The organism is Halococcus agarilyticus, assembly GCF_000334895.1.
In the GTDB taxonomy this organism is placed as follows: domain Archaea; phylum Halobacteriota; class Halobacteria; order Halobacteriales; family Halococcaceae; genus Halococcus; species Halococcus agarilyticus.
The window spans coordinates 78,638-102,877 of the sequence record NZ_BAFM01000010.1; the positions used below are offsets into that span (position 1 = coordinate 78,638).

The following is a 24,240-nucleotide window of genomic DNA, read 5'->3' on the forward strand; positions in this document are numbered from 1 at the left end:
GCCGTCGAACGAAGACGGCTCCGGTGTGGATACCGTTCGTATGAGCGAGAGCACACCGGAGAGCGGAACGACCGGTTCCAGCGTCGACCGCTCCACGGGCAGTGCCGGACAGTCCGACGTGGTGGTCATCACCGGGGCCACGTCGGGAATCGGTCGCGCGACGGCGCGGGAGTTCGGCGAAGACGGGGCTTGCGTGGGGCTGCTCGCGCGCGGCGAGGACGGGCTCAGCGCGGCGAAAGCCGAGGTCGAGGAGGCGGGCGGCGAGGCGCTCGCGATCCCGACCGACGTCAGCGAGTACGAGGAAGTCGAGGCGGCGGCCGACGAGATCGAGGCGGCGTTCGGCCCGATCGACGTCTGGATCAACAACGCGATGACCACGGTCTACTCCTCGTTTCTCGACCTCGATCCCGACGAGTTCGAGCGCGTGACCGACGTGACGTACATCGGCGCGGTCAACGGCTCGCGCGCCGCACTCTCGCGGATGACCGAGCGCGACGAGGGCAAACTGGTCCAGGTCGGTTCCGCCCTCTCGTATCGGGGGATCCCGCTCCAGTCGGCGTACTGCGGCTCGAAGTTCGCGATGCGCGGAATGAACGAGTCGCTTCGAACCGAGCTCCTCGCCGACGACTCCGACGTGGACATCACGATGGTCCAGCTCCCGGGGCTCAACACCCCGCAGTTCGAGCACTGCCGGTCGCATCTGGAGGATCACCCACAGCCCGTGCCGCCGATCTACCAGCCCGAGGTCGCCGCCGACGGGATCCACTGGGCGGCCTACAACCGGCGACGCGAGCTCTACATCGGTCGCGCCACCCTCAAGACGATCTGGGGCAACAAGTTCGTGCCGTGGTTCGTCGATCGGTATCTCGCGTGGACCGCGGTCGACGGCCAGAGATCGGACCTTCCCTACGATCCCGACCGACCCGAGAACCTCTACGAGCCCGTCGACGGCGATCCAGGCGCTCGCGGTCCCTTCAGCGGCCAGGCCACGAACGTGAGCCAGCAGCTCTGGCTCGCCAAACACCGCCGGCATCTCGGTGTCGCGCTCTCGGCGATCGTCGGGCTGCTCGCGCTGGTCGGACTGAGTGCGGGCAGTGACGGAAGTGAGAACGGATGAGAACCGTCGCCGTCGTCCGTGCGCTCTACGGAGCTGTCCTGCTGGTCGCGCCAGACGTGTTCGTCCGGCGGGTCACCGGCGAGCCGGCGGGCCGGGGCGTCTCGATCGTCGGGCGACTGCTCGGCGCACGCCATCTCGGCCAGGCGCTCACCGCCGGACGGTCGGGGAGTCGCGCGTGGCTGCTCGTGGGCACGCTCGCCGACATCGCTCACGGGCTCACCATGGTCGCCGTCGCGCTCGTGAGCAGCGATCACCGTCGCCTCGCGGCGCTCGACGCGCTCGTGGCGAGTGCGTGGGCGCTCACCGGGCTGTGGGCGGTCGAACGCGAGTAAGGGAAAAACAGCGAACGTCGGACGCTATTCGAGCAGTAGTCGGTTCGGGTGTTCGAGGTACTCCTCGACTCTGTTCGTGAACTGCGCGGCGATCGCACCGTCGAGCACGCGGTGATCGAAGGAGAGCGAGACCGTCATCACGTGGCGTGGAACCACGTCACCGTCCACGACGCGTGGCTTCTCCTTGATCGCGCCGAGCGCGAGGATCGCCACCTCGGGATGGTTGACGATCGGGGTGGCGTACTCGCCGCCGATCGCGCCGACGTTGGTGATCGTGAACGTCCCGCCCTGCATCTCCTCGCGCGCGATCGAGCGCTCGCGGGCCTTCTCGACCAGCTCGTTCATCTCCGAAGCGAGTTGGAGCAGGCTCTTGTCGCCGGCGTCGTCGACGACGGGTACCATCAGTCCAGCGTCGGTCGCGGTCGCCACGCCGACGTTGTAATACTTCTTCTGAACGATCTCTTCGGCCTCCTCGTCGAGCATCGCGTTCACCATCGGGAACTCCCGGAGCGCGGCGACGCAGGCTTTCATGATGAACGGCATGTACGACAGCGAGATGCCGCGCTCGGCCGCGACCGCCTTCAGCTCCCCGCGGGTCTCGACCAGCTCGGTGACGTCGACCTCGTCGTGGTGAGTGACGTGGGGCGCGGTGAACTTCGAGGCCTCCATCTGCTGGCCGATGGTCCGGCGCATCCCGCGATACGGGATCCGTTCCTCCTGTGCTCCCGACTCGCCCGCCGCGACCGCGGCCGTGTCGGCGGCCTGGGCTTCCTGCTGGGCCTCGGCGTACGCCTCGACCGCTTCCGGTGAGACGAACGCCTCGCCGTCGCGCTCCTCGTCGGTCGGTACGTCGTCGATGTCGACGCCCGCCTCCTCGGCGAGCCGCCGCGTCGCGGGCGCGGCGAGGGTGCGGTCGCGGTTCGCCCCCGAGGGTGCGGACGCCTGGGCGGCACTCGTCTCGCCAGCGCCGGCAGCCGCTCCACCGGTTTCGGCTGCCGTGCCGGTCTCGTCCGACACGTCCGAGACGGCCGACGTGACGTCCTCACCGCCCGTTCCGTCATCCCCAGTAGCTCCGCCCGTTCCGCTCGCGCCGCCCTCGGCGGCCGCACGGACGTCGTGCTCGCTCACTCGCCCACCGGGACCCGAGCCCTCGACGGTCGCGATGTCGATCCCCTGCTCGCGCGCGAGCCGACGGGCGCTCGGCGCGGCGAAGACCCGTCCATCGGCGGTCGACGCTTCGCCGTCCTGGCCCGTCCCCGTGCCCGCCGCGCTCGCTTCGCTCTCCGCTCCGTCGGCGTCGGGATCGGTTTCGGTCGCGGTGTCGGTACGGCTCTCGGCCGGCTCTTCCTGGCTCGTCGCGCCCGGATCGTCGTCTTCGCCCTCCACGGCGAACGTGATGATGACGTTGCCGACGGGCACCATCTCGCCCTCCTCGGCGAGGATCTCCTTCACGCTGCCGTTCACCGGCGAGGGGACCTCCACGACGGCTTTGTCGGTCTCGACCTCCGCGACCGCCTGGTCCTCCTCTACTGCGTCGCCTGTCTCGACCAGCCACGAGACGATCTCGCCCTCGGCGACGCCCTCGCCGACGTCGGGCAGCTTGAACTCACGGACCATTTCAGAACTCCGCGGCCTCCCGGATCCCGTCGGTGATCCGTGCCGCCTCGGGGAGGTAGTAGTCCTCCAGCGCGTACAGCGGGAACGGGGTGTCGAAGCCCGTGACGCGCTCGATCGGGGCCTCCTGATACATGAGCGCCTCCTCCTGGATGGTCGAGGTGATCTCGCCAGCGAGACCCCCTGTCTTGGGGGCCTCGTGGACCACTGCCGCCCGTCCCGTCTTCTTGAACGATTCGAGGATGGTCTCTTCGTCGAGCGGCGAAAGAGTACGAAGATCGACCACTTCCGTGTCGATCCCCTCTTCGGCGAGGTCCTCTGCTGCTTCGATAGTCGGGCGGGTCATCGCGCCCCACGTGAACACCGAGACGTCAGTCCCCTCCCGGCGGACGGCAGCCTCGCCGAGCGGCACGGTGTAGGACTCGTCGGGGACCTCCTCGCGGAACGCGCGGTAGATGAGTTTGGGTTCGAGGAACATCACGGGGTCGGGATCCCGGATCGCCGACGCAAGCATCCCCTTGGCGTCGTACGGTGTCGACGGGATCGCGACCTTGAGGCCCGGCTCGTGAACGAAGAACGCTTCTTTGGATTCGGAGTGGTGTTCGGGCGCGCGGATCCCACCGCCGTACGGCGCACGAATCACCATCGGGCAGGTGTACCGACCCCGCGAGCGGGTCCGGAGCCGGGCGGCGTGGCTCACGATCTGGTCGAATCCCGGGTAGATGAACCCGAGGAACTGGATCTCGGGCACCGGCCGGAGCCCGTACGCCGACATCCCGACCGCCGTCCCGATGATCCCCGATTCGGCGAGCGGCGTGTCGATCACGCGGTCGTCGCCGAACTCGTCGTAGAGACCCTGCGTGGCGCGGAACACACCTCCATTTTTGCCGACGTCCTCGCCCATCACGAGCACGTCGTCGTCCCGCTCCATCTCGCCGTACAGCCCATCCCGGACGGCCTGCACGAGCGTGAGATTTTGACTCTCCCCCTCCGCCTCGGCCTGTTGTGCTTCGCTCATAGTTGTCGTTATTCGAGAAGTTCGTCGTCGCCGTGGGTGTCGCGCAGCCGTTCGAGATAGCGTCGCTGCTCTTCGAGGCGTTTGGGCATGTCCGCGTAGACGTGCGCGAACATCTCCTCGGGATCGGGCCGGTCGTACGCCTCGGCGGCATCGATCGCGTCGGCCACTTCGTCCTCGATCTCGCTCTCGATCGCGTCGATCCGCTCGTCGTCGAGATGTCCCTCGTTCACGAGGTAGGTTTCGAGGCGGGGGATCGGGTCCTTCGCCTTCCACTTCTCGACCTCCTCGTCGTCGCGATAGACCGAGGGATCGTCGGCGGTGGTGTGCGCGCCGAAGCGGTACTGGACCGCCTCGATCATCGTCGGCCGGAGCTGGTCCTCGTCGGGATCCTTCGCCTTCTCGATCGCGCGCCGCGTCACCTCGTACACCGCGAGCGGGTCCATCCCGTCGACCTGAATCCCCTCGAACCCGTAGGCGTCGGCCTTCTGGGCCAGGGTGGCGCTTGCGGACTGGCGTTCCCGGGGAACCGAGATCGCCCACTGGTTGTTGTTACAGAAGAAAACGTTCGGGGTGTCGAACACCCCGGCGAAGTTGAGCGCCTCGTGGAAGTCACCCTCGCTCGTCGCGCCGTCGCCGAAATAACAGAGGAACGCCTTGTTCTCGCCCTTGAGCTTCGAGGCCCACGCCGCGCCGGTGGCATGGGGGATCTGTGTGGCGATCGGCACTGCGGGCGTGAAGATGTTGGCGTCGTCTTCCTCGTAGCCGACCTCGTGGCCCATCCAGTAGAGCAGGGTACGCTCCAGGGAGAACCCCCGAATCATCGATGCGCCGTGCTCGCGGTAGCTCGGGAACAGCCAGTCCTCCTCGGCGAGCGCGTGGGCGCTGCCGACCTGTGCGCCTTCCTGACCCGACAGCGGGGGGTAGGTCCCCATCCGGCCCTGGCGCTGGAGGGAAACGGCGCGCTGGTCGAAGTGGCGAACCAAGCGCATCTCGCGATACATCCCCACGAGGGTCTCCTCGTCGAGGTCGGGCGGCTCCACGCCGTCTCGCACCTCGCCGTCCTCGTCGAGGATCCCGAAGCGCTCGCCGGGGTCGCGCTGTAGCGTGCTCACGGGCAAAGCCACCTCGCTGACATACCAACCGACTCGGCCGCCTCGGTTATATCCCTTTTGTAAATGACTTTCCGTGGCTGCCAATCTTGCCAGCCACGTCCGGATAGTTGCTGTTCGTCCGATTTTCGGGCGGGAAAACGACGATCGTTGTTGCCGATCGCGCTCGCTGCGATCGAGTATCGCCACTCCCGGGCGCGCTCGATCGTGGGCGTTCTGTTCGGATGCTCACACCGACCGCGAGGCAGCGCGCGCCGTCGTCCGCGCTTCCTCGACCGACCGACCCTCTCGAATCACTGCGTCGACGAACAGCTCGCCCGCCTTGTACGACGATCGCACCATCGGGCCGCTGGCACAGTAGAGGAAGTCGAGGTCGTCCTCGGCGACCGCCCGCCACGTCTCGAACTTGTCGGGGTGGACGTACGAGCCGACCTCCAGATGGCTTCGCGAGGGCTGGAGGTACTGGCCGAGGGTGACGATGTCGACGTCGGCCTCCCGGAGGTCGGCCAGGGTCTGGTACACCTCGTGGTCGTACTCGCCGAGGCCGAGCATGATCGAGGTCTTGGTGTGGATGTCTGACTCGCGTTCGACCTGTTCGAGCACGGAAAGGGACTGCTCGTAGTTCGCGCGGCGGTCCCGGACGGGCCACTGGAGGCGTTCGACGGTCTCGATGTTGTGGGCGATTACGTCCGGCTCCGCATCGATGATCTGACGCACGCAGTCGGGATCGCCCTGGAAATCGGGGATCAACACCTCGACGAGGATCTCGGGATCGCGCTGCTTGATCGCCTCGATGGTCCGGGCGAAGTGGGCCGCACCCTGGTCGTCGAGGTCGTCGCGGTCGACCGACGTGAGAACGACGTAGTCGAGCCCGATCTCGGCGACGGCGTCGGCGACGTTTGCCGGCTCATCAGGGTCGAGTGGCTCCATTCCCCCAGTCTCGACATCACAGAAGTTACAGCCGCGCGAGCACCGCTCGCCCATCAGCATGAAGGTCGCGGTGCCGGGACCGCTGCCGGCTCCGTCCCCGCCGGACCAGCACTCGCCCATGTTGGGGCAGTTCGCCTCCTCGCAGACGGTGTGGAGGTCGCGCTCGCGGAGCGTGCGCTTGATCTCGGTGAACCGCTCCCCCGAGGGCGGTCGGGTCCTGAGCCAGTCGGGCTTGCGCGCGCGACTCATTGTCCGCTCTCGGGGCCGCGCCGGCAAAAGCGTGGGGTTCGGCGAAGCACACGCTCGCCGTGTGGGCTGTGCAACCACACCAGCACCAGCGATTTCGATGCGGTGTTCTCGGGGGAAATTTAATCAACGGTAGCGCACACAGCTACTGCAACGCCATGTTCGATCTCTCGCCCGAGGAGATAACTGAGGGTTCGCTGGGACGTGCGCTTCTCACGCTCGCTGCCCCGTTGCTGGTCCAGAACCTCGTCCAGGTGGTCCAGCAGGTGGTCGATCTGTTCTGGCTCGGACGGCTGAGTTCGGTCGCGGTCGCCGCGGTCGGGCTCGCGCTCCCGGTGGTCGCGCTGCTGTTCGCGTTCGTCATCACCGCTCCGTTCGTCGGCACGCAGGTGCTCGTTTCCCAGCGGATCGGCGGCGAGGACGTCCCCGCAGCACGACGGACCGCCGCCACGGGTCTCGGCCTCGCGCTCGTGCTCGGGATCGCCGGCGGCCTCACCCTCAGGGTGGGTGCGGGCCCGCTGACCGATCTCCTCACACTCACTCGCGGTGGAGCCGGCGGCGCGGTGGCGCGGTCCACGACCGTCTATCTCGGGGTGCTCGCGCTTGGGCTCCCCTTCGCCGCCGCGAGCGACGCGGTCGAGGGGGCGTTCATCGGGTGGGGTGACTCGCGCGCGCCGCTGTACATCTCGATCGCCACGGTCGGCACGAACCTCGCGCTCGATCCCGTCCTGATCTTCGGATGGGGACCCGCACCCGCACTCGGGATTCGCGGCGCGGGTCTCGCCACGATCGCGGGCTACGCTGTGGGGTTCGCACTCGCGGTGGCGCTCGCCCTCGCCGGCCGCAACGGCGGGATGTACTCGCGCGCGGCCGCGGCGTTCGATCGCGACGAGCTCCGCGAACTCCTGGACGTCGGCGCGCCGGTCGCGGGCCAGGGCGCGGTCAGACAGGTCGTCCGGGTGCTGATCGTCGCGGTCGCGTTCGCCGCCGGCGGTGCGGCGGGGCTCGCGGCGTACACCGTCGGCGCACGGATCGCCTCGATCGCGTTCATTCCGGCGATCGGGCTCCAGCAGGCCACCCAGAGCGTCGTCGGGCAGAACCTCGGGGCCGAACTGCCGGACCGGGCGCGGCGCGCGACCTACCTCGGAGTGGCGATCGCGGCCGTGGGGCTCGCGGTCATCGGACTGGCCCAGTGGCTCGTTCCGACTGCTGTCGCCACCGCGCTCGCCCCCGACCTCACCGACCGCGCGCTCGCGTTCTCGGTCGAGTACCTCCGGATCCTCGCCTACGGCTACCCCGCGATCGGTGCGGCATACATTTTCGAGGCGGGGTTCAACGGCGCACGGCGCACCCGCACCAGCTTCGTCGCGACGGTCCTCCAGTTCTGGGCCGTTCGCCTCCCGATCGCGGCTGGGGCCGGCGTACTGCTGGGCGTCGGCGTGGTCGCGGTGTTCTGGGCGGTCACGATCTCGAACATCGTGGCCGCGGTCGGGCTCGCGCTCTACTACCGCTACGAGACGTCGAGCGGCATGCTTCAGCGCGCGACCGAACGCGCCATCGCCGCGGACTGACCGTCGGCGGACCACTGAAGACGCCGGGCGACGATGTTCCTCCCATGAGCGCGCCGGCAGCATCCACGGGGCGGCTTCGACGGGGGTGGGACTACTACCGCCGCTACACGAAACGACGAACCGGCGTCCACGCGGCGGCAGCAGCCGCCCTGACGGCGTTCGGGCTGCTGGCCACCGTTCACCCCGGATTCATCGCCGTCGCGATCGCGTCGTACCTCCTCCCACCGATCTACCTCTATCTCACCGGCGATGACCTCGCTAGCGACGAACGAACGGCGACCCGCACCGATCGGGAGGCTCGACGCAGCGCTGTCGGGGATGCCGACGTGGATGCGGACGGGAGCGATGGCGACGCTGATGCCGATGCGGACGGCATCGATACCGACACCGATACGGATGGTGTGGATACCGACACCGATGCAGACGGCACGGACACGGATACGGACTCCGACGGTGCCGACACCGATTCGGACTCGGACGGGTAGTCACCTCTCGCCCTGAACGGCTCTTCTGACTACCGTTGCGGGTGTTTCCAGCTGCGTCACCGAGCCGGGCCGAGCGCCCGAGCGACGGGTAAGGAAACGCCTTTGGCCGCCCCACTCTCACCGTCGAGGCACGTGATTACCTCCGTCGTTTCGCGCCGCTCACGACGTGTCTCTGGAGACTGCTGGAGGCCATCGCCGTGAACGCCGTCGTTTCGCTCCGCTCACGACGGGCTCATGCGAAGCACCCCAGGAGGTGCTTCGCATGAACGTCGCCGAGACCGTCCCCGCGTTCGCCGACGCGTTCGCCTTCGAGTCGTTCAACCGGATGCAGCGCGAGGCGCTGCCGGCGATTCTGGAGGGCGACGAGAACGTGGTCGCGAGCGCGCCCACCGCCAGCGGGAAGACCGCACTCGCCGAGCTCGCGATCTGCAGATGTCTCGATGCGGGCGACACCGCCCTCTTCATCGCGCCGCTGCGCGCGCTCACCAACGAGAAGGAGTCGGAGTGGGAGCGCTTCGAGGACCTCGGCTACTCGGTGTACGTCGTCACCGGCGAGCGCGACCTCAGCCCCCGCCGAGCCGAGCGCGCGGACATCCTCGTGATGACGCCCGAGAAGGTCGATTCGGCGACACGGAAGCACGACTCCCCCAGATACGGGTTCATCACCGACGTCGCGTGCTGTGTCATCGACGAGGTCCACCTCCTCGACTCCGAGCGCCGCGGCAGCGTGCTCGAAGTCACGATCTCGCGGCTCCGGCGGCTCTCGGCACCCAGAATCGTCGCACTCTCGGCCACGATGCCGAACGTCGACGAGGTCGCCGAGTGGCTCGACGCTCCTCCCGAATCGACGTTCGACTTCGGCGAGGAGTATCGTCCTGTCGAGCTCGAAGCCGACGTTCGGACCTACACCCACGGCGAGAACGCCTTCGCCGACAAGTACCGCCGGCTGTACCGCGCGCTCGATCTCGCCGAGGAGCACATCCGCGACGACGGCCAGGCGCTCGTCTTCGTCGCCTCCCGCCAGGATACCGTCCGTGCGGCCGAGAAGGCCCGGGACGAACTCGCCTCGCGGGACGTCCCGATCGGCGCGCGCGGCGACTACGATTTTCATACCGAGACCCAAGTTTTGGAGAACCAGACGCTCCGGAACTCGGCGCTCGATGGCGTTGCCTTCCACCACGCCGGCCTCTCGAAATCCGACAAGGATCACGTCGAGGAGTGGTTCCGGCAGGGGAAGATACAACTCCTCTTCTCGACCTCGACGCTCGCGTGGGGCGTCAACCTCCCCGCTCGGTGTGTCGTGATTCGGGATACGAAATACCACGACCCCCTGGAGGGCGAGGTCGACATGAGTCCGCTCGACGTGCTCCAGATGCTCGGACGGGCGGGCCGGCCAGGCTACGACGACGCGGGCTACGCGCACGTGGTCTGTGACGGGAGCGACGCCGAGAAGTATCGTCGTCTGCTCCGCGACGGGAAGGAGATCGAATCGCATCTCACCGCGGACCTCGACACCCACCTCAACGCCGAGATCGCGATGGGCACGATCGGGGACGTCGGCGACGTGATGGACTGGCTCGAAACCACGTTCGCGTTCGTCCGGGCGCAGAGCAGCTCGAACCCCGACGCGGTCGACGACTTGCGCGAGGCGGTCCGCGAGACGCTCGCCGAACTCCGGGAGCGTGGGTTCGTCGCGACCGACGGCCTCCGGGTGTCGGCCACACCGTTGGGAACGCTCGCTTCTGCCTACTACCTCCGGCTCCCGACCGCGAGCCGGTTCGAGGAGCTGGCGGGGGCGGATCCCAGCACCGACGAAATCCTCGCGACCGTCGCCGCCAGTGCGGAGTTCGACAGCGTGAACGCACGCCAGGCCGAGCGCGACGCGATCGACGACGTGCTCGGCTCCCGTGGAAAGGATCTCGACTCGGGAACCCGCAAGGTGCTCGCGATCCTCGACGCCAGCACGACCGGTTCGACCCCCACCGAGCTTCGGAGCGACGCGTGGGTCATCCGGCAGAACGCGCTCCGGCTGCTCGCGGCGCTGCGGGCGTTCCTCGATCGGTTCGGTGGGCCACGCGAGGCGAACCGCGCGAGCCGCGTGGCTGCGCGCGTCGAGAACGGCGTGAGCGAGGCTGCCGCCGCGCTCACCGCGATCGACGGCGTCGGGCCGGGCCGGGCGAGCAAACTCGCCGGGGAGGGCATCGAGACGCCTTCCGACGTGGTCGCCGCCGGCACCGCGGGGCTGGTCGACGCCGGACTGAGCGAGGGCGTCGCCGAACGCGTCGTCGAGAGCGCGCGCGAACTCCCCCGGATCGAGATCGAGTGGGGCGAGTTCCCCGAACGGATCGCGCGTGGCGAGAACGACCCCCGCGAGGTCACGATTACGAACCACGCCGGCGGCGCGCGCGCCGGTCTCCGGGTGACGGTGAACGACGTCGAGATGACCGCGACCGACTCCTATCTCGGCAGCGAGACGGTGCCCGTGCCGGTGTTCGGCGGCGACCCCGATACACTCACCTTCGCTGTCGAGGTGATCTTCCCCGAACTCCCGCTCGAACCGGTCACCGAAACCAGAACTGTGTGGGTCGACTGATCCTCGGCGTCACGTCGTGACCTCTCGTGGTGTGCTCCCCTCGATCGCGGACTCGTCCGATAGCGGCGGTGGCCCGAGAGAACCGGGTGTCGGGTGATCCGAGCCGCTATACGGCTGCTGTGCGGTTGCGTGTGGGTGGCGCGCGGCGAGCGCGCTGCGGTGTGTGAGCGCGCTCGCGCGCGAGGGATGAACGACAGGCGGCGCGAACGAAGTGAGCAGCGAGGGACGCTTCGCGTCCCTCGGGCAGCCGACGCGAAGCGCCGGCGACGCCGCCGAACGCGCGAACGGGGAGCAAAGCGCCCCGTGAGCGAAGCGAGCGGAGCGAGCGAAGTGAATCGGCTGGGGAGGCCCGTGGCCCGGGTGCGGTCTGCGGGGCGGTGGCGGTTTTCATTTGTGTCGGCACTCTTGGTTCGTGTCCCGTTCCAATCTACCCAACCTAGTCATGAACGAACACTTCGATATCAACTCGCGGTTCGTCTCCCGTTTTGGGATTCGTCATGCAAGCAGCCTACTCCGAGTTCCTGCGGAAACGGGGCTACTCAGCCGCGATGCTGTTGTAGAAGACATACAAAGCATACACCGCGACGAAGACGGCCGCCACACCCACTATCGCACCGATCCCGGCAGTGGGGGTTCCGGTGAGCAGGTAGCCAGCGACCAGCACGAACAGCACCAGCCCGACGAGCACGCCGAGCTGTCGGAGTACGTCGAGCTTCCCGCTATACCTGTCCAACTCCATACGCCGTTTCGTGTCCCTGGTAACAAAAATCCACGTCTCTCTCGTTGTGAGTTATCACGGTCTCGCTCCCGATTACCGCGCGAGCAGTGCCGCCCGGAGTTCCTGGGGCCCGTCGACGACGCTATCCGCCGCCGCGAGGTCGAGTTCCTTCGCGTTCGCACCGCGGTAGCCAATGCAGGTCATCCCGACCGCCGTGGCCGACGCCACGCCGTGGGTCGAATCCTCGACCGCGACGCAGTCGGTGGGATCGAGCGCGAGTTCGTTGGCCGCATGGCGGTAGACGTCGGGTTCGGGCTTGCCAGGCCCGTCGATGTCTTCGGCCGAGACGGTCGCGTCGAAGCCCGTCAGTTCGAACCGATCGCACACCAGGTCGATCCACTCGGGCGGCGAGGAGGAGACGATCGCGAGGCGCGTCCCTCGATCCCGGAGCGTGCCACAGAGATCGCGAAAGCCGTCCATGAGCGCGGCGCGCTCGGTGTAGACCTCGCGGGCGGCCGCCTCGTAGATCCCGAGGAACTCCTCGCGGTCGACGGTCACGCCGTACTCGTCGTCGAGGTAGTCGTAGACCTCGCGGTAGTTCATTCCGGTGATCTCCGCGGCCTGGAGGTCGGGGACGCCCGCCGCGGGGAAGATGCGCTCCTCCTCGATCTCGGCCCAGTAGCGCTCGGAGTCGACGATCACGCCGTCCATGTCGAACAGTACGGCTTCGTCGACACTCGACCTGTCAGCACTCATTGCTTGCTCGAACACCCAGCCCAGCAAATGAACTCCGGTTCGATTCCGTTTCCGCTCCTCCATCGCGCTTCCTTCGAAATGCGAACCCCGATCGGGCTCTGACAGCGGGGAGTGACTGCTGGTAACCGAGAAAACATCGAAAGACAAACAACTCGTCGTTCCACACTTGCTCCATGCCGACTGCCGAGACGAACGGGATCCAAACGTACTACGAAGAATACGGCGACGGTCCGCCGGTTGTATTTCTTCACGGTGCGTGGGGTGACCACCGTCTCTGGGCCGAGCAAGTCCGCTCGCTCGCCACGGACTACCGAATCATCGTGTACGACCTCCGGGGACACGGCCGAACCGGTGGCTCCGAGCTCGATTCCTACACGATGCGATCGTACGTCGAGGATCTCAATGCGCTCGTTACGACCCTCGACCTCGACAGGCCAGCGATCTGTGGGCGGTCAATGGGCGGAATGGTTGCGCTGGCATATGCCGCTGCATATCCGGATACTATCGGTGCTCTCTGTACGTTGGGAGCGGAAACGCCGGAAGCTCAGACGCGCGGTGAGTGGGTCGAGCGACGGGCGCTACCGAAACTCATCGATGTACTGTCGACGGTCGTCGACCGCGACCGGCTCATGGCAGTGATGCACCGGATCGACGAATGGCGATACGACCCGAGAGGCGCTGGCGATATGGAGGAGATCGAGCGCATTCTGCGAAGTCATGCGGAAGAATTTCCAAAACCTTCGGCAGATGAGTCGACGAAAATCCGCAAAGCAGTGGAGTCATACCCTTCGGAGTCTATCGATTACTCGTCGATCCTCGTTCCGTCATTGATTCTCTATGGGGAATACGAGATACCGCTGATTCGCCGTCATGCGAAATACATGGAGAACGTCATTCCCCACGCCGAAGCGAGTCGAATACCGAACGCCGGTCACGTTTCCACCGTCGATAGTCCCGAGTTCGTCGTCGAGTCGCTTCGTGAACTCCTCGCTTCCTCGCTCGAACGCGTATCCGGATAAGCGCCATCTCGCGACGTTGGCGATTGCGTCCATGAGCACACTATTCACAGCCAGACAAGGCGCTTCCCGTTCGTTTCCGTCGGCGAAGGTTTACACCCGAAGCCGTGACCATCCCGGGCCATGTCCGACGGCATCCGGGTGTTCGCCGGCGACTGCACGATCACCGCCGAGGGCGACCGTGCCCACGAGCAGCGCGGCGACGTCGTGGTGGTGGTCAAACCCGACGACACGGTGTTGGTCCACGATCGCGACGGCTATCAGCCCGTGGCGTGGCTCACCCGCCCCGAGACGCTCGCGTACGACGGGACGAGTACCGAGGAGTTCTCGCTCACCGCGATCGACGGCGATTCGCGCCTCCGGGTCGTCGCCAACGATCGGTACGGGCTCGCGCGCTACCCCGCCTCCGCTGCCGGCGCGCCGGTCGGGGACTGTCCCGACTGTGCGGAGGCGCTCGTCCGCGCGGACGGCGCGGTGACGTGTCTCGACTGCGAGGCACGGTACGGCCTGGCGGCGGGCGCGGACGTGCTCGACGACCGCTGCGAGGCGTGTGGCCTCCCGACGATGCGCGCCGAGCGCGGGCGCGCGTTCACGCTCTGTGTCGATCGGGAGTGCGAGTCGCTCGACGGCGCAGTGAAAGCGGCGTTCGACCGCGCGTGGGACTGCCCCGACTGTGGCGGCGATCTCCGGGTGATTCGGGAGGGCGGGCTCCTCGCCGGCTGCGACAACTACCCCGACTGCGAGACCGCCTTTTCCTTCCCGACCGGCATCGTCGACGGCGAATGCGGCTGTGGGCTGCCCAAATTTTCGACCCCGAGTGGAACGCGGTGTCTCGACGCGACCTGCGAGCGCGCCGGCTGAGTGCAGTTCGGCCCTGTCGACGCGCCCGGACCGGTGGACCACAGCCCCTATGTCCGCCCACGGCGCGACACCTGGTATGGAGGGACGGCTCGATGGCGACGTCGTGATGGTCGGGGGCGACGCTCGCCAGCGCTTTTACGATTCCAGTGGGTACGGCCGACCCACGGGCGATGGGGTTGCGCTCGCGCCGGTCGAGGCCGCTCACCTGCTCTTTCGCGGCGATCTCGACGCGGTCGACGGGATGGGGTTTCGTGAGTTCCTCGGCGTCGAAGACTGCGTCGTCCGATTTCTGGTCTACAAGGACTTCCGCGAGCGCGGATTCTACCTCTCGCCCGCGCGCGAGGGCTGGATCGACGTGGGCGACAGCGACGTCGCGTCCGACGCCATCCCTGACAGCCACGGCGGTGACGCCGACGCCCAGGCCGGTCCCGATCTGATCGTCTACCCGCAGGGCAAAGGGCCGTGGGACGACGCGATCGCCTACCGGATCCGGGTCGTCGGCGAGCGCGAGTCGATCCGGGCGTCGAGCCTCGGACACTGCGTCCTCGCGGTCGTCGACGAGGAGAGCGAGATCACCTACCTCGACACCACCCGTCCCGCCGTCGACGGATCGACGGCGTACGACGCACCGACCGACGTTGTGGGTGATCTCCTCGCGGATCGTGCGGTCCTCTGGGACCCGCCCGACGAACTCTACGGGGCGGCCTTTTACGGTCAACGCCTCGCCGGCCGCGGGGCCGAGGACGGTCCGCTCCAGCTCTCCCTCGTCGAGACCGCCTTTCTCCTCGGCGAGGGCGCGATCGATCTCGGCGTCGATCTCACCAGGGTCGTCGACCGGGGTCGACGGGTCGAGGGCGATCGATTCGACCGCCGGCTTGCGGTGTATACGGCGCTCCGCGAGGCCGGCGTCGTCCCGAAGACCGGGTTCAAGTTCGGCGCGGACTTCCGGACCTACGCCGACGTCGAGAGCGTCGACGACCTCGGTCACTCCGAGCGGCTCGTCCGGGCGCTACCCGCCGATCACGCGTTCGCGCCGCGCGAACTCTCGCTCGACGTCCGCCTGGCCGGCGGGGTCCACAAGCGGATGACGTTCGCGCTGACGACCCCGACCGGTGACGTCGACTGGCTCGCCGTCGAGCGGCTCACGCCCTGACTACTTCGGGACGTACACCAGCGGGGCGTGGTGCCACGCCCACCGCACGTCCGGTCGGTCGGCGATCGTGAACGCGCTCCGCGGCCACGTGCCGAGCGTCTCGTAGATCCGCTCGCGTGAGAGTACGCTGTCGCCGTCCAGCAGCGCGCCGAACCGCTCGGTGTACTGGTCGGGATCGAACACGAACGGGTGGTCCACGTTGGCGTGCGGGTCGTCGGCCGCGACTAGGCAAAAGTCGCGGGCCGCACGGTTCATGTAGTTGCACACGAGTGCGCCGCCTGGTGCGACCGCCGCATAGAGGTTTTCCAGTGTCCGCTCCACGTCCCGCACGTACTGGAGCGTAAAGTACGAGAAGACGATGCCGAACTCGCGATCGGGGTCGAACGTCGGGAGCGTCGCTTGCTCGAAACGGACGTTTTCGACGCCCTCCCGCTCGGCGCGGTCGCGGTTCCGCTCGACGACCGGGGCGGCTGTGTCGTAGCCGACGACCGTCTCCGCGAGGCGGTCGGCCGCCGTGAAGGTCGTGACGCCGGCTCCACAGCCCACGTCCGCGACGCCTGGCGGTGCGTCGAACCGATCGACGAACTCGGGCAACACGTCCGCTGCGTGGTGGCTGCTCGGGCTCGCTTCCTCGCGTTTCTCCTCGTCGGCGTCGGTCCAGTACGCGTCCCAGTCGAAGGCGTCTCCGGTGGCTCCGCTACTCATGCGTTCGTCCCCACGAACCGTTCGATGTCGGCGTAGACTCCCTTCGCGTTGTCGTCGAGCCACGTCGGCATCGCGTCGATCCACCGGAGTTCCCACGGGTTGTCCTCACACAGCCCGTTGAGGGACGCGTCGGGATCGGCGAACGATCCGCCGAAGACGACGTGGTGGGTCCGTGATCGAGCTTCGCCGTCCACGCGGTGTTCGACCTCACGGACACACCGCACGTCGTCGAGGGTCACTCCGATGCCGGCCATTCCTTCTACTCGTTCCCGGCCGACTGCCGCCCAGTCACCGTCCGGCTCAACCGTCTCGTTCGGCAGGATCGCGTGGTTCTCCTCAGGTTGGACGACGACCAGCACTCGTCCGTCTGGATCGGCTATCCCGACGATAACCCGTCCTGCGGCGTCGGTTTCACAGTGGTCCGCGCCGTCGTGTTCGTAAGTCTGGTGCTCGAACGCGACGCCATCGCGTTCCGCGAGTGCTTCGGGGTCCATTGTGATCTGGCCGTCACCGTCCGTGCTGTCTGCTGTGTCGATTGCGTGTTCGTGCATGTCTGTGATGATCGCTGTTCGCGCCGTTCGAACCGTCCTCTCTCCGGCATCGATCACAGGAACCGCTCGACATCGGCACGGCGGCCGGTCCCGTCCGCTTCGAGCCATCCCGGCACCGTCTCGACCCATCGAAACTCCCAGTCCGCCTCGTCGAAGCCGTCCGTCACCGTATCGTCGGCGATGGATCCTTCGACGACAACGTGGTGCGTTTGTGATTGCTTCTCGCCGTCAACGACGTGTTCTACCTCGCGGACTGCCCGCGCGCCGTCGAGTGTCGTGTCGGTACCGGTCATCTCCTCGATCAGCCACCGACCGACCGCTGCCCAGTCGCCACCTGGATCGACCGCCTCGTTCGGCAGGACCGCGAACTCGTCCTCGGGGTTGACGACGAGGAGCAACCGTCCATCGGCGTCCGTGATACCGACGACGACCCGTCCCACGGCGTCGGTTTCACAGTGCTCTACGTCGTCGCGCTCGTACGTTCGTTGTTCGGACGCCACCCCACTCCGCTCGGCCACCGCTGTTGGATCCATTATCGTCCACCTGTCATCCCTCTCTCCGTCCACCGTGTCGGCTGTGTGTCCTGTCATGCTCGTGGCTGTCGCTACTCGCCGCTCGATACGTCACCGCTAAATCGACGCCACCGTGGCTCTTCGGTGGCTTCTCGTCGTATTAGCTGCTCCGACAAAAACTTGTCGACTATCGGAATTTTACTCTTCGCTTACTACTTCGAACGCCGTGGATTTAGTTCTTTCCCCGATGTGTGGACGGTTGCGGGGAACGAACCCTTTTTGCGCGAACCTGCCCGATCCCGAGACGAAATGGCCGACGATCACCGCGACGGGGACGACGCCTCGTCCGAGCGCTTGGGCGAGGGCGAGCGCTTCCGGCGCGACGACCGTGAGTCCCGGCAGAGCGTGGCGGACGCATCGGCGCTCCGCTCCGACGGCGTCCGCGCGAGCAAAGCGAGGTGCGAACGGAGTGAGCACCTCGATGCGAACGGCGAGGTACGAGCCGTGAGCGAAGCGAGCGCGGGCTCGTCAGAGCTTCGCTCTGACGGTGGAACCGCCACCGGAGCCGACGAGACGACGCTCGACCCGTGGGGTTCCTCGACGGTCGCGGACTACCGAAACCTGTTCGAGGAGTTCGGGATCGAGGCGTTCGACGACCTCCTTCCCACGGTTCCGGCCCCACACTACCTGATGCGCCGGGGGGTCATCTTCGGCCACCGTGACTACGACCGCGTGCTGGCGGCACTCGACGCGGGTGAGCCTGCCGCCGCACTCTCGGGGTTCATGCCGACCGGCGATCCTCACATCGGTCACAAGCTCGTCTTCGACGAACTGGTCTGGCACCAGGAGCGCGGCGCGGACAGCTATGGACTGATCGCCGATCTCGAAGCCCACAGCGCACGCGGGCTCGACTGGGACGAGATCGACGAGCACGCCCGTGATTACCTCCTCTCGCTCGTCGCGCTCGGGTTCGATCCCGATGAGGGCGAGCTCTACCGCCAGTCAGACAACCGCCCGCTTCAGGACCTCGCCTTCGAGCTCGGCGTCGAGACCAACCTCTCCGAACTGGAAAGCATCTACGGGTTCGGCGGCGAGACCGACGTCTCACATATGCAGTCGGTCGTGACCCAGATGGCGGACATCCTCTACCCCCAACTCGACGAACCGAAACCCACGGTGATCCCGGTCGGGCCGGATCAGGATCCCCACGTTCGCCTCGCACGCGACCTCGCGGCGCGGATGCGCTTCTTCGGCGTGACGGCGGCGTACGCGAGCTTCGAGGCCGATCGCGAGGAACGCCACCTCATCGCCGCGGCCTACGAGGCACTCTCGTCGAACGCCGAACCTGGGGCTGAGGACGACCCCGATCCGGTCCGGTGTGTCGAGGCCGCCGAGTGGCTCGCGGAGCGAGCCGAGGCCGACGCTGACGACGCTGACTTGGATGCCACTACCCGTGAGAGTGCCATCGAGAAGCTCCGCGCCGCCGGCAAGGAGCCGCTCAGGCCACGGACGCGATTCCTCGATCGCAACGCGACCGACGAGGCGTTCGAAGCGCTCATCGAGGCGATCGACGGCGAGAAACGCGTCTACGACGAACACATCGATAGCTTCGATCTCGCACTCGATGCGGCCGACGACCTCGCGCGCGAGGTCGAACTCGACCACGGCGGCTACGGCTTTCTCGCGCCGTCGTCGATCTACCACCGCTTCATGACTGGGCTGACTGGAGGAAAAATGAGTTCGTCGATCCCGGCGAGCCATATCAGCCTGCTCGACGACCCCGAAACGGGCTACGACAAGGTAAAATCCGCGACGACGGGCGGACGCGAGACGGCCGAACGCCAGCGCGAACTCGGTGGCGAGGCCGACGAATGTCCGGTGTACGAGCTCTACGCCTACCTCCTCGCTGCGGACGACGACGAGTTCGCCACAGAGGTCTACGAAGAGTGTGTCGGTGGCGAACGGCTGTGTGGCGGGTGCAAGGAACAGGCCGCCGAACTGATGGCCGAGTTCCTCGAAGAACACCAGGAGAAACGAGCGGAGGCCGAAGAGGTCCTCGACGGTCTCGACATCGACCTCGATACCGAGCGAGCCTGACAGCTCTCGGGGGACGAGATCGACGCTCCTCGCTGTCGACGAACGGATTTGCGTGCTCTCGTCACAGAATCTAGTGACGACGGCCGACTCGTCGAAACCAAATCACGACACAAATGAGAGCCGCAGGCCACACACCTCCCCAGCCGACTCCCTCGTTCGCTCACTCCATTCGCTTCACTCGGTCATCCCTCGCGCGAGTCGCGCCTTCGGCGCTCCCGCGCGCCACCGCCCGCAGGCGATCGAGCTCTCGATGACAGTTCATCCGTAGCTCTCCTCTTCGTAGTAGAGATCGGGGACGCCGAGCGGTTCGATCACCTCCCGGACGCTGTTGCACATCGCGCCGATGCCACAGACGTACACCTCGGCGTTTTCGGGGTCGATCCGCGCGTCGATGTCTTCGGCAGGCTCGCTGCCGACGAACTCCGTGGTGTCGGGCGGCAGTGTGTCGGTATCGACGCAATCGGGATCGAGATACTTCAGGAGGGTGTGCTGGACGTACTCGGTCTCGCCGTCCCAGTCGCCCATGTACTCCTCCCGGCTGCACGTCATCACCGGATGGAAGTTGTCGTGCTCGTCGGCGAGGTCGAGAAACGCCTCGCGGTACGGCAGGTCGTCCTCCCACGACGAGCCGAGGAACAGCCAGACGTCGCGTTTCTCGCCCTCGTACTCGTCGAGGCCTTCCTCGAAGACGTAGTCGATCATGCTCTTGAACGGGGCCGCGCCGGTCCCGGTGGCGACGAACACGAGGTCGCGCTCGGAGGGGTCCTGGAGCATGAACTCGTCGCCGTAGGGGCCGCGAACGAAGATGTCGTCGCCCTCGACGGTGCGATCACAGAGGTCGGGCGTGAGCTCCCCGTCGGGCACACGTCGGATACAGAGTTCGAGCACCTCACGGTTCGGCGAACTCGCAATGGAGTAGACTCGCGGTGCCTCCTCCTCGTAGCTGATCCGCACGTACTGGCCCGGCACGAACTCGAACGGCTCCTCGGGCCGGAAGCGGAGTCGGAGCAACGACGGGTACGATCGCTCGGCCCGCTCACGGAGCGCCTCGACCTTCGACGCCATCGTTTCGGCGAGATGATCCTTGCCCGTCGCCGCGAGCCGCTCGATGGCGTCGTCCCACGCGTCGGCGTCGGTCACGTCGCCCGGTGGCTCGTCGCCGAGGGTCTCGACGAGCATCTCGCGGTCGGCGTCGAGCGCCGCCTCGATCTCGTCGTCGCGCTCGCGATCCATCGCTGTCGTGGACGTCACGACCGCGTGCTGGTTCTCGATCTCCGCCTCGTCCGCCTGTGCCTGGGAGAGACGTTTCGGGGCCATCTGTCGTTTGTCGGGTCGCGCCCGTCCCTGTTAGCTCTTCTGTGGAGACGATCGGGACCACTCGGCCGTGATCCGCGTTCTCTCGACCCGGAAGACTTTTGCCGGAGAGCGAGTCACTCGCTGACATGGTAGCCGAACCTCGCGTCGGACGCCTCGGAGACCGACCATCGACTGCGATCCGGCGGTTCGGCGTTCGCTTTTTCTTCGCGAGCTAACGGGCGGTGGACCTCGTAGCGGTTTGCGGGCGAACCCGCTCGGTCGGCATCGGAACCGTTAGTTGAACGACCCTCGGTACACCTCACATCATGCAACTCCCCGAAGCCCAGGTCGCGGTGCTCGAAGCCGCGAGCGCGAACGACGCACAGTCGATCGACCATCTCGCCGAGGAAACCGATCTCGAACCGGCCACCGTCGCCGGTGCGGCGTTCGCCCTCGAAGAGGAGGGTCTCGTCGGCGTTACCGAACGTACTGAGACCTCGGCGACGCTCACAGATGAAGGCCGTGAGTATCTCGAAAACGGCCTCCCCGAGACCGAACTCTTCAGAGCCGTTCAGGAGACCGGTAGCGAGACCGACCTCGGGAGCGCGATCGACGCGGCGGGCCTCGACGGCCCGCAGGTCGACATCGCGCTCTCGAACTACGCCCGAAAGGGATATGGCTCGGTCGAAAGCGGAACGATCACCGCCGACGCGGACGCCGATCCCGACGCCGACCCCGAGCGCCGCGTGCTCGCGACGCTCGCCGACAAGGAATCAGTCGCGGACGAGTCGGTGCTCGATCGGCTCGCGAGTCGAAACCTGATCGAGCGCCACGAGACCACCTATCGGGAAGTCTGGCTCACCGACGACGGGATCACCGCGCTGATGGAGGGCGTCGAGACCGCCGATACGGTGGGCCAGATCACCTCCGAACTCCTCACCACCGGCGAGTGGGAGGATGTCGAGTTCGCCGAGTACAACGTCGCAGCCGACGCCGAGGCGGCTCACGGCGGCCGGACCCACGTCCTCCGGCGGACCGCCGAACGCGTGAAGGACGTGCTCGTCGGCATGGGGTTCGAGGAGATGGCCGGCCCGCACGTCGACGCCGACTTCTGGATCCACGACTGTCTGTTCATGCCGCAGGATCACCCCGCCAGAACCCACTGGGGCCGCTTCGAGATGGACCAGCCGACCGCGATCGACGACCTCCCCGAGGATCTCGTCGATCGCGTCCGCGAGGCCCATCGAGACGGCGTCGGTCCCGACAGTGACGGGTATCACTCGCCGTGGGACGTCGAGTTCGCGCGCGAACTCGCGCTCCGTGGTCACACCACGTCGTTGTCGTCACGGTATCTCTCGGGCTTCGAAGTCGGCGAGCTAGAGCCGCCACAGCGCTTCTTCAGCGTGGAGAAGGTGTACCGCAACGACACTCTCGACGCGACCCATCTCCTCGAGTTCTTCCAGATCGAGGGCCTGGTGATGGCCGAGAACCTCTCGGTGCGCGACCTGATGGGCACGTTCAGGGAGTTCTACGAGCAGTTCGGGATCACCGATCTGGAGTTCAAGCCGACGTACAACCCCTACACCGAGCCGAGCTTCGAACTGTTCGGCGAGCATCCCGTGACGGGTGAGATCGTCGAAATCGGCAACTCCGGACTCTTTCGCCCGGAGATGCTCGAACCGCTCGGGGTCGACTGCGACGTGATGGCGTGGGGGCTCGCGCTCGAACGCCTCCTGATGCTCACCCACGGGTTCGAGGACATTCGAGATGTCCACGGCACGCTGGTCGATCTCGACTTCCTCCGGAACGCGGAGGTGGTGTACTGATGGCCGTCGTCGACGTCGATCCCGACGAACTCCGACGGTTCACCGGCCACGACGAGAAGTCGAACGAGGAACTCCGTGAGGACCTGTTCGAACTCGGCCTCGAATACGAGGGCGAGACCGACGAGGGGCTCATGCAGCTGGAGTTCGAGGCCGACCGGCTCGACCGCCTCTCGGTCGAGGGGATCGCGCGCTCGCTCCGCTACCAGTACGGCGACGACCGGGGGGTGTACGTCCCGCGAACCAACGACGCCGACTGGACGATCGAGGTCGATCCCTCGACGCCCGACGAGCGGCCGTACGTCACCGGCGCGGTGATCCGGGGCCTCGATCTCGACGGGGCGGGCCTTGACTCGCTGATCCAACTCCAGGAGAAACTCCACGCCACGATGGGTCGCGGGCGCGCGAAGGGGGCCATCGGGATCCACGACCTCACCATGCTGAAGGGCCAATCCCTCGCCGAGGGCGCGGACAACTCGATCACGTATCGCGGGATCGATCCCGAGCAAGACAGCTTCGTCCCGCTCGATAGCCACGCCGAACTCACGCCCGCCGAAGTGCTCACCGACCATCCGACCGGCGAGACCTACGCCGACCTGATCGCCGAGTACGAGCGCTACCCCGCGATCTACGACGATCTCGGGCTCTTTTCGTTCCCACCGGTGATCAACGGTCGCCGAACCGAGGTGAACACCGAGAGCCGGGAGCTGTTCGTCGAACTCACGGGGACCGACCAGTGGACCATCGATCGAATGTGCGCGATCGTCTGCTACGCGCTCGACGCCCGCGGCGCGACGGTCGAGCGCGTGACCGTCGAGTACCCCGATCACACGCTCGATCGGCCCGATTTCGAGATTTCCGAGAAGACCGTCCCCCACGAGCGGATCGAGCGCTCCCTCGGCGTCCCGCTCGACGAGCACGAGGTGGTGGACCTCCTCGAACGCTCGGGCCTCGACGCCGAGACGTCGGACGGTGGCGGTGGGGACGGCGAAAGCAACGGAGGCCGGGTCTACGACGTGTCGATTCCCCCCTACCGTGTCGACGTGCTCCATCCGGTCGACGTGATCGACGACATCGGCCGCGCGTACGGGTTCAACGAACTGGAGCCGCAGTACCCCGACGTGAGCACCGTCGGCGGTCGCCACGAGCGCTCGCGCCGGGAACGCGCCATCCGGGACACCCTCGTGGGCCTCGGGTTCGAGGACCTGCTCGACTTCCACCTCATCGGCGAGGCCGAGAACTTCGATCGGATGGGCCTCTCCCCGGACGACGACGCGTTCGGCGCGGTCGAACCGACGACCATCGCGGAGCCGTACAGCCAGGAGTACGGGATGGTCCGGACGTGGGCGCTGCCCTCGCTCGTGATGGTTCTGGAGAACAACACCCACCGACGCTACCCCCAGGATCTCGCCGAGGTCGGCCTCGCCGCCCACGTCGATAGCGAGGAGAACACGAACGTCGCTGAGGAACGCCACGTCGCTGGCGTGCTCGCGCGGACCGACGCCTCCTACGAGGACGCGAAGGGGAGGCTGAACGCGCTCGCGCGCGCGTTCGATGTCGAACTCGCGACGCCCGCGATCGACCATCCGTCGTTCATCGACGGTCGCGCCGCGAGCGTGGTGCTCGACGGTGAGCAGGCGGGTGTTATCGGCGAACTCCATCCGGAAGTCCTGGTCGAGCACGGTCTCGAACTGCCCGTAGCAGCGTTCGAGTTCCGTGCCGACGCGCTCCGGTAAC

The 24,240-nt window shown here is 66.9% G+C and carries 21 protein-coding genes; 11 read left to right on the plus strand and 10 right to left on the minus strand.

All coding sequences use genetic code 11. The features are described from left to right. Nucleotides 1–40 precede the first annotated feature (40 nt). Nucleotides 41–1,117: an SDR family oxidoreductase gene (locus tag TX76_RS09630; RefSeq protein WP_049902085.1), complete on the plus strand. Its 1,077-nt coding sequence runs from the start codon at nt 41–43 to the stop codon at nt 1,115–1,117. Then, nucleotides 1,114–1,449 (plus strand): hypothetical protein, encoded by a 336-nt coding sequence (locus TX76_RS09635; RefSeq protein ID WP_049902086.1) that lies wholly within the window; start codon nt 1,114–1,116, stop codon nt 1,447–1,449. Before TX76_RS09630 ends, TX76_RS09635 begins: the two co-directional genes overlap by 4 nt. A 24-nt stretch (nt 1,450–1,473) precedes the next feature. On the opposite strand, the gene TX76_RS09640 is transcribed toward TX76_RS09635, so the two are convergent. The 4 genes from TX76_RS09640 to lipA all read right to left on the minus strand — a co-directional run bounded on the left by TX76_RS09640 (nt 1,474) and on the right by lipA (nt 6,369). Then, nucleotides 1,474–3,066, minus strand: a complete 1,593-nt coding sequence (locus TX76_RS09640) for a dihydrolipoamide acetyltransferase family protein (protein WP_049902089.1) — start codon at nt 3,064–3,066, stop codon at nt 1,474–1,476. Nucleotide 3,067: 1 nt separating this feature from the next. Further along, entirely contained in the window at nt 3,068–4,081 is a 1,014-nt protein-coding gene (locus TX76_RS09645; protein WP_049902092.1) for an alpha-ketoacid dehydrogenase subunit beta, read from the minus strand. Between the two features lie 8 nt (nt 4,082–4,089). Continuing rightward, the gene (gene pdhA, locus TX76_RS09650) at nt 4,090–5,193 is read right to left on the minus strand and encodes a pyruvate dehydrogenase (acetyl-transferring) E1 component subunit alpha (RefSeq protein WP_049902095.1); all 1,104 of its coding nucleotides are present in this window, start codon (nt 5,191–5,193) and stop codon (nt 4,090–4,092) included. A gap of 225 nt (nt 5,194–5,418) precedes the next feature. Then, nucleotides 5,419–6,369, minus strand: a complete 951-nt coding sequence (gene lipA / locus TX76_RS09655) for a lipoyl synthase (RefSeq protein ID WP_049902097.1) — start codon at nt 6,367–6,369, stop codon at nt 5,419–5,421. A 68-nt stretch (nt 6,370–6,437) separates the two neighbouring features. Between lipA and TX76_RS09660 the strand changes: the two genes are divergently transcribed. From TX76_RS09660 to TX76_RS09670, 3 genes are all read left to right on the plus strand, one after another. Beyond that, nucleotides 6,438–7,937: an MATE family efflux transporter gene (locus TX76_RS09660; RefSeq protein ID WP_154019046.1), complete on the plus strand. Its 1,500-nt coding sequence runs from the start codon at nt 6,438–6,440 to the stop codon at nt 7,935–7,937. A 44-nt stretch (nt 7,938–7,981) separates the two neighbouring features. Then, nucleotides 7,982–8,422 carry a hypothetical protein gene (locus TX76_RS09665; RefSeq protein ID WP_049902105.1) on the plus strand — a complete coding sequence of 147 codons (441 nt, stop codon included), beginning with the start codon at nt 7,982–7,984 and terminating at the stop codon, nt 8,420–8,422. A 262-nt stretch (nt 8,423–8,684) separates the two neighbouring features. Beyond that, nucleotides 8,685–11,015 carry a DEAD/DEAH box helicase gene (locus tag TX76_RS09670; RefSeq protein ID WP_049902108.1) on the plus strand — a complete coding sequence of 777 codons (2,331 nt, stop codon included), beginning with the start codon at nt 8,685–8,687 and terminating at the stop codon, nt 11,013–11,015. A gap of 535 nt (nt 11,016–11,550) precedes the next feature. Here TX76_RS09670 and TX76_RS09675 read toward each other — a convergent pair. Beyond that, a complete protein-coding gene (locus tag TX76_RS09675; RefSeq protein WP_049902111.1) occupies nt 11,551–11,754 on the minus strand; it encodes a hypothetical protein in 204 nt (67 codons plus the stop codon). Between the two features lie 72 nt (nt 11,755–11,826). Beyond that, complete coding sequence (locus TX76_RS09680) at nt 11,827–12,489, minus strand: HAD family hydrolase (RefSeq protein WP_049902210.1); 663 nt, start codon at nt 12,487–12,489, stop codon at nt 11,827–11,829. Nucleotides 12,490–12,662: 173 nt separating this feature from the next. Here TX76_RS09680 and TX76_RS09685 point away from each other — a divergent pair, with 173 nt between their 5' ends. From TX76_RS09685 to endA, 3 genes are all read left to right on the plus strand, one after another. Continuing rightward, complete coding sequence (locus tag TX76_RS09685; RefSeq protein WP_049902114.1) at nt 12,663–13,508, plus strand: alpha/beta fold hydrolase; 846 nt, start codon at nt 12,663–12,665, stop codon at nt 13,506–13,508. Nucleotides 13,509–13,628: 120 nt separating this feature from the next. Further along, nucleotides 13,629–14,366, plus strand: coding sequence for a topoisomerase DNA-binding C4 zinc finger domain-containing protein (locus TX76_RS09690; RefSeq protein WP_049902116.1), 738 nt, complete (start codon nt 13,629–13,631; stop codon nt 14,364–14,366). A gap of 76 nt (nt 14,367–14,442) precedes the next feature. Further along, the gene (gene endA / locus TX76_RS09695) at nt 14,443–15,519 is read left to right on the plus strand and encodes a tRNA-intron lyase (RefSeq protein WP_049902118.1); all 1,077 of its coding nucleotides are present in this window, start codon (nt 14,443–14,445) and stop codon (nt 15,517–15,519) included. On the opposite strand, the gene TX76_RS09700 is transcribed toward endA, so the two are convergent. Genes TX76_RS09700 through TX76_RS09710 form a run of 3 tightly spaced genes read right to left on the minus strand, consistent with a single transcriptional unit; the run spans nt 15,520 to nt 17,308 of the window. Continuing rightward, nucleotides 15,520–16,224 carry a class I SAM-dependent methyltransferase gene (locus TX76_RS09700; protein ID WP_049902121.1) on the minus strand — a complete coding sequence of 235 codons (705 nt, stop codon included), beginning with the start codon at nt 16,222–16,224 and terminating at the stop codon, nt 15,520–15,522. Beyond that, a complete protein-coding gene (locus tag TX76_RS09705; protein WP_228842352.1) occupies nt 16,221–16,775 on the minus strand; it encodes a hypothetical protein in 555 nt (184 codons plus the stop codon). Before TX76_RS09705 ends, TX76_RS09700 begins: the two co-directional genes overlap by 4 nt. 53 nt (nt 16,776–16,828) lie before the next feature. After that, nucleotides 16,829–17,308 (minus strand): hypothetical protein, encoded by a 480-nt coding sequence (locus tag TX76_RS09710; protein ID WP_228842353.1) that lies wholly within the window; start codon nt 17,306–17,308, stop codon nt 16,829–16,831. 288 nt (nt 17,309–17,596) lie between these two features. Here TX76_RS09710 and TX76_RS09715 point away from each other — a divergent pair, with 288 nt between their 5' ends. Then, complete coding sequence (locus tag TX76_RS09715) at nt 17,597–19,384, plus strand: tryptophan--tRNA ligase (RefSeq protein ID WP_049902126.1); 1,788 nt, start codon at nt 17,597–17,599, stop codon at nt 19,382–19,384. A gap of 258 nt (nt 19,385–19,642) precedes the next feature. Here TX76_RS09715 and TX76_RS09720 read toward each other — a convergent pair whose 3' ends face one another. Beyond that, entirely contained in the window at nt 19,643–20,701 is a 1,059-nt protein-coding gene (locus TX76_RS09720) for a ferredoxin--NADP reductase (protein ID WP_049902128.1), read from the minus strand. A 305-nt stretch (nt 20,702–21,006) separates the two neighbouring features. On the opposite strand from TX76_RS09720, the gene pheS reads away from it, so the two are divergent. Together pheS and pheT are read left to right on the plus strand one after the other, a co-directional pair. After that, nucleotides 21,007–22,506 (plus strand): phenylalanine--tRNA ligase subunit alpha, encoded by a 1,500-nt coding sequence (pheS, locus tag TX76_RS09725; RefSeq protein ID WP_049902130.1) that lies wholly within the window; start codon nt 21,007–21,009, stop codon nt 22,504–22,506. Beyond that, nucleotides 22,506–24,239 (plus strand): phenylalanine--tRNA ligase subunit beta, encoded by a 1,734-nt coding sequence (pheT, locus tag TX76_RS09730; RefSeq protein WP_049902132.1) that lies wholly within the window; start codon nt 22,506–22,508, stop codon nt 24,237–24,239. Before pheS ends, pheT begins: the two co-directional genes overlap by 1 nt. Nucleotide 24,240 lies beyond the last annotated feature (1 nt).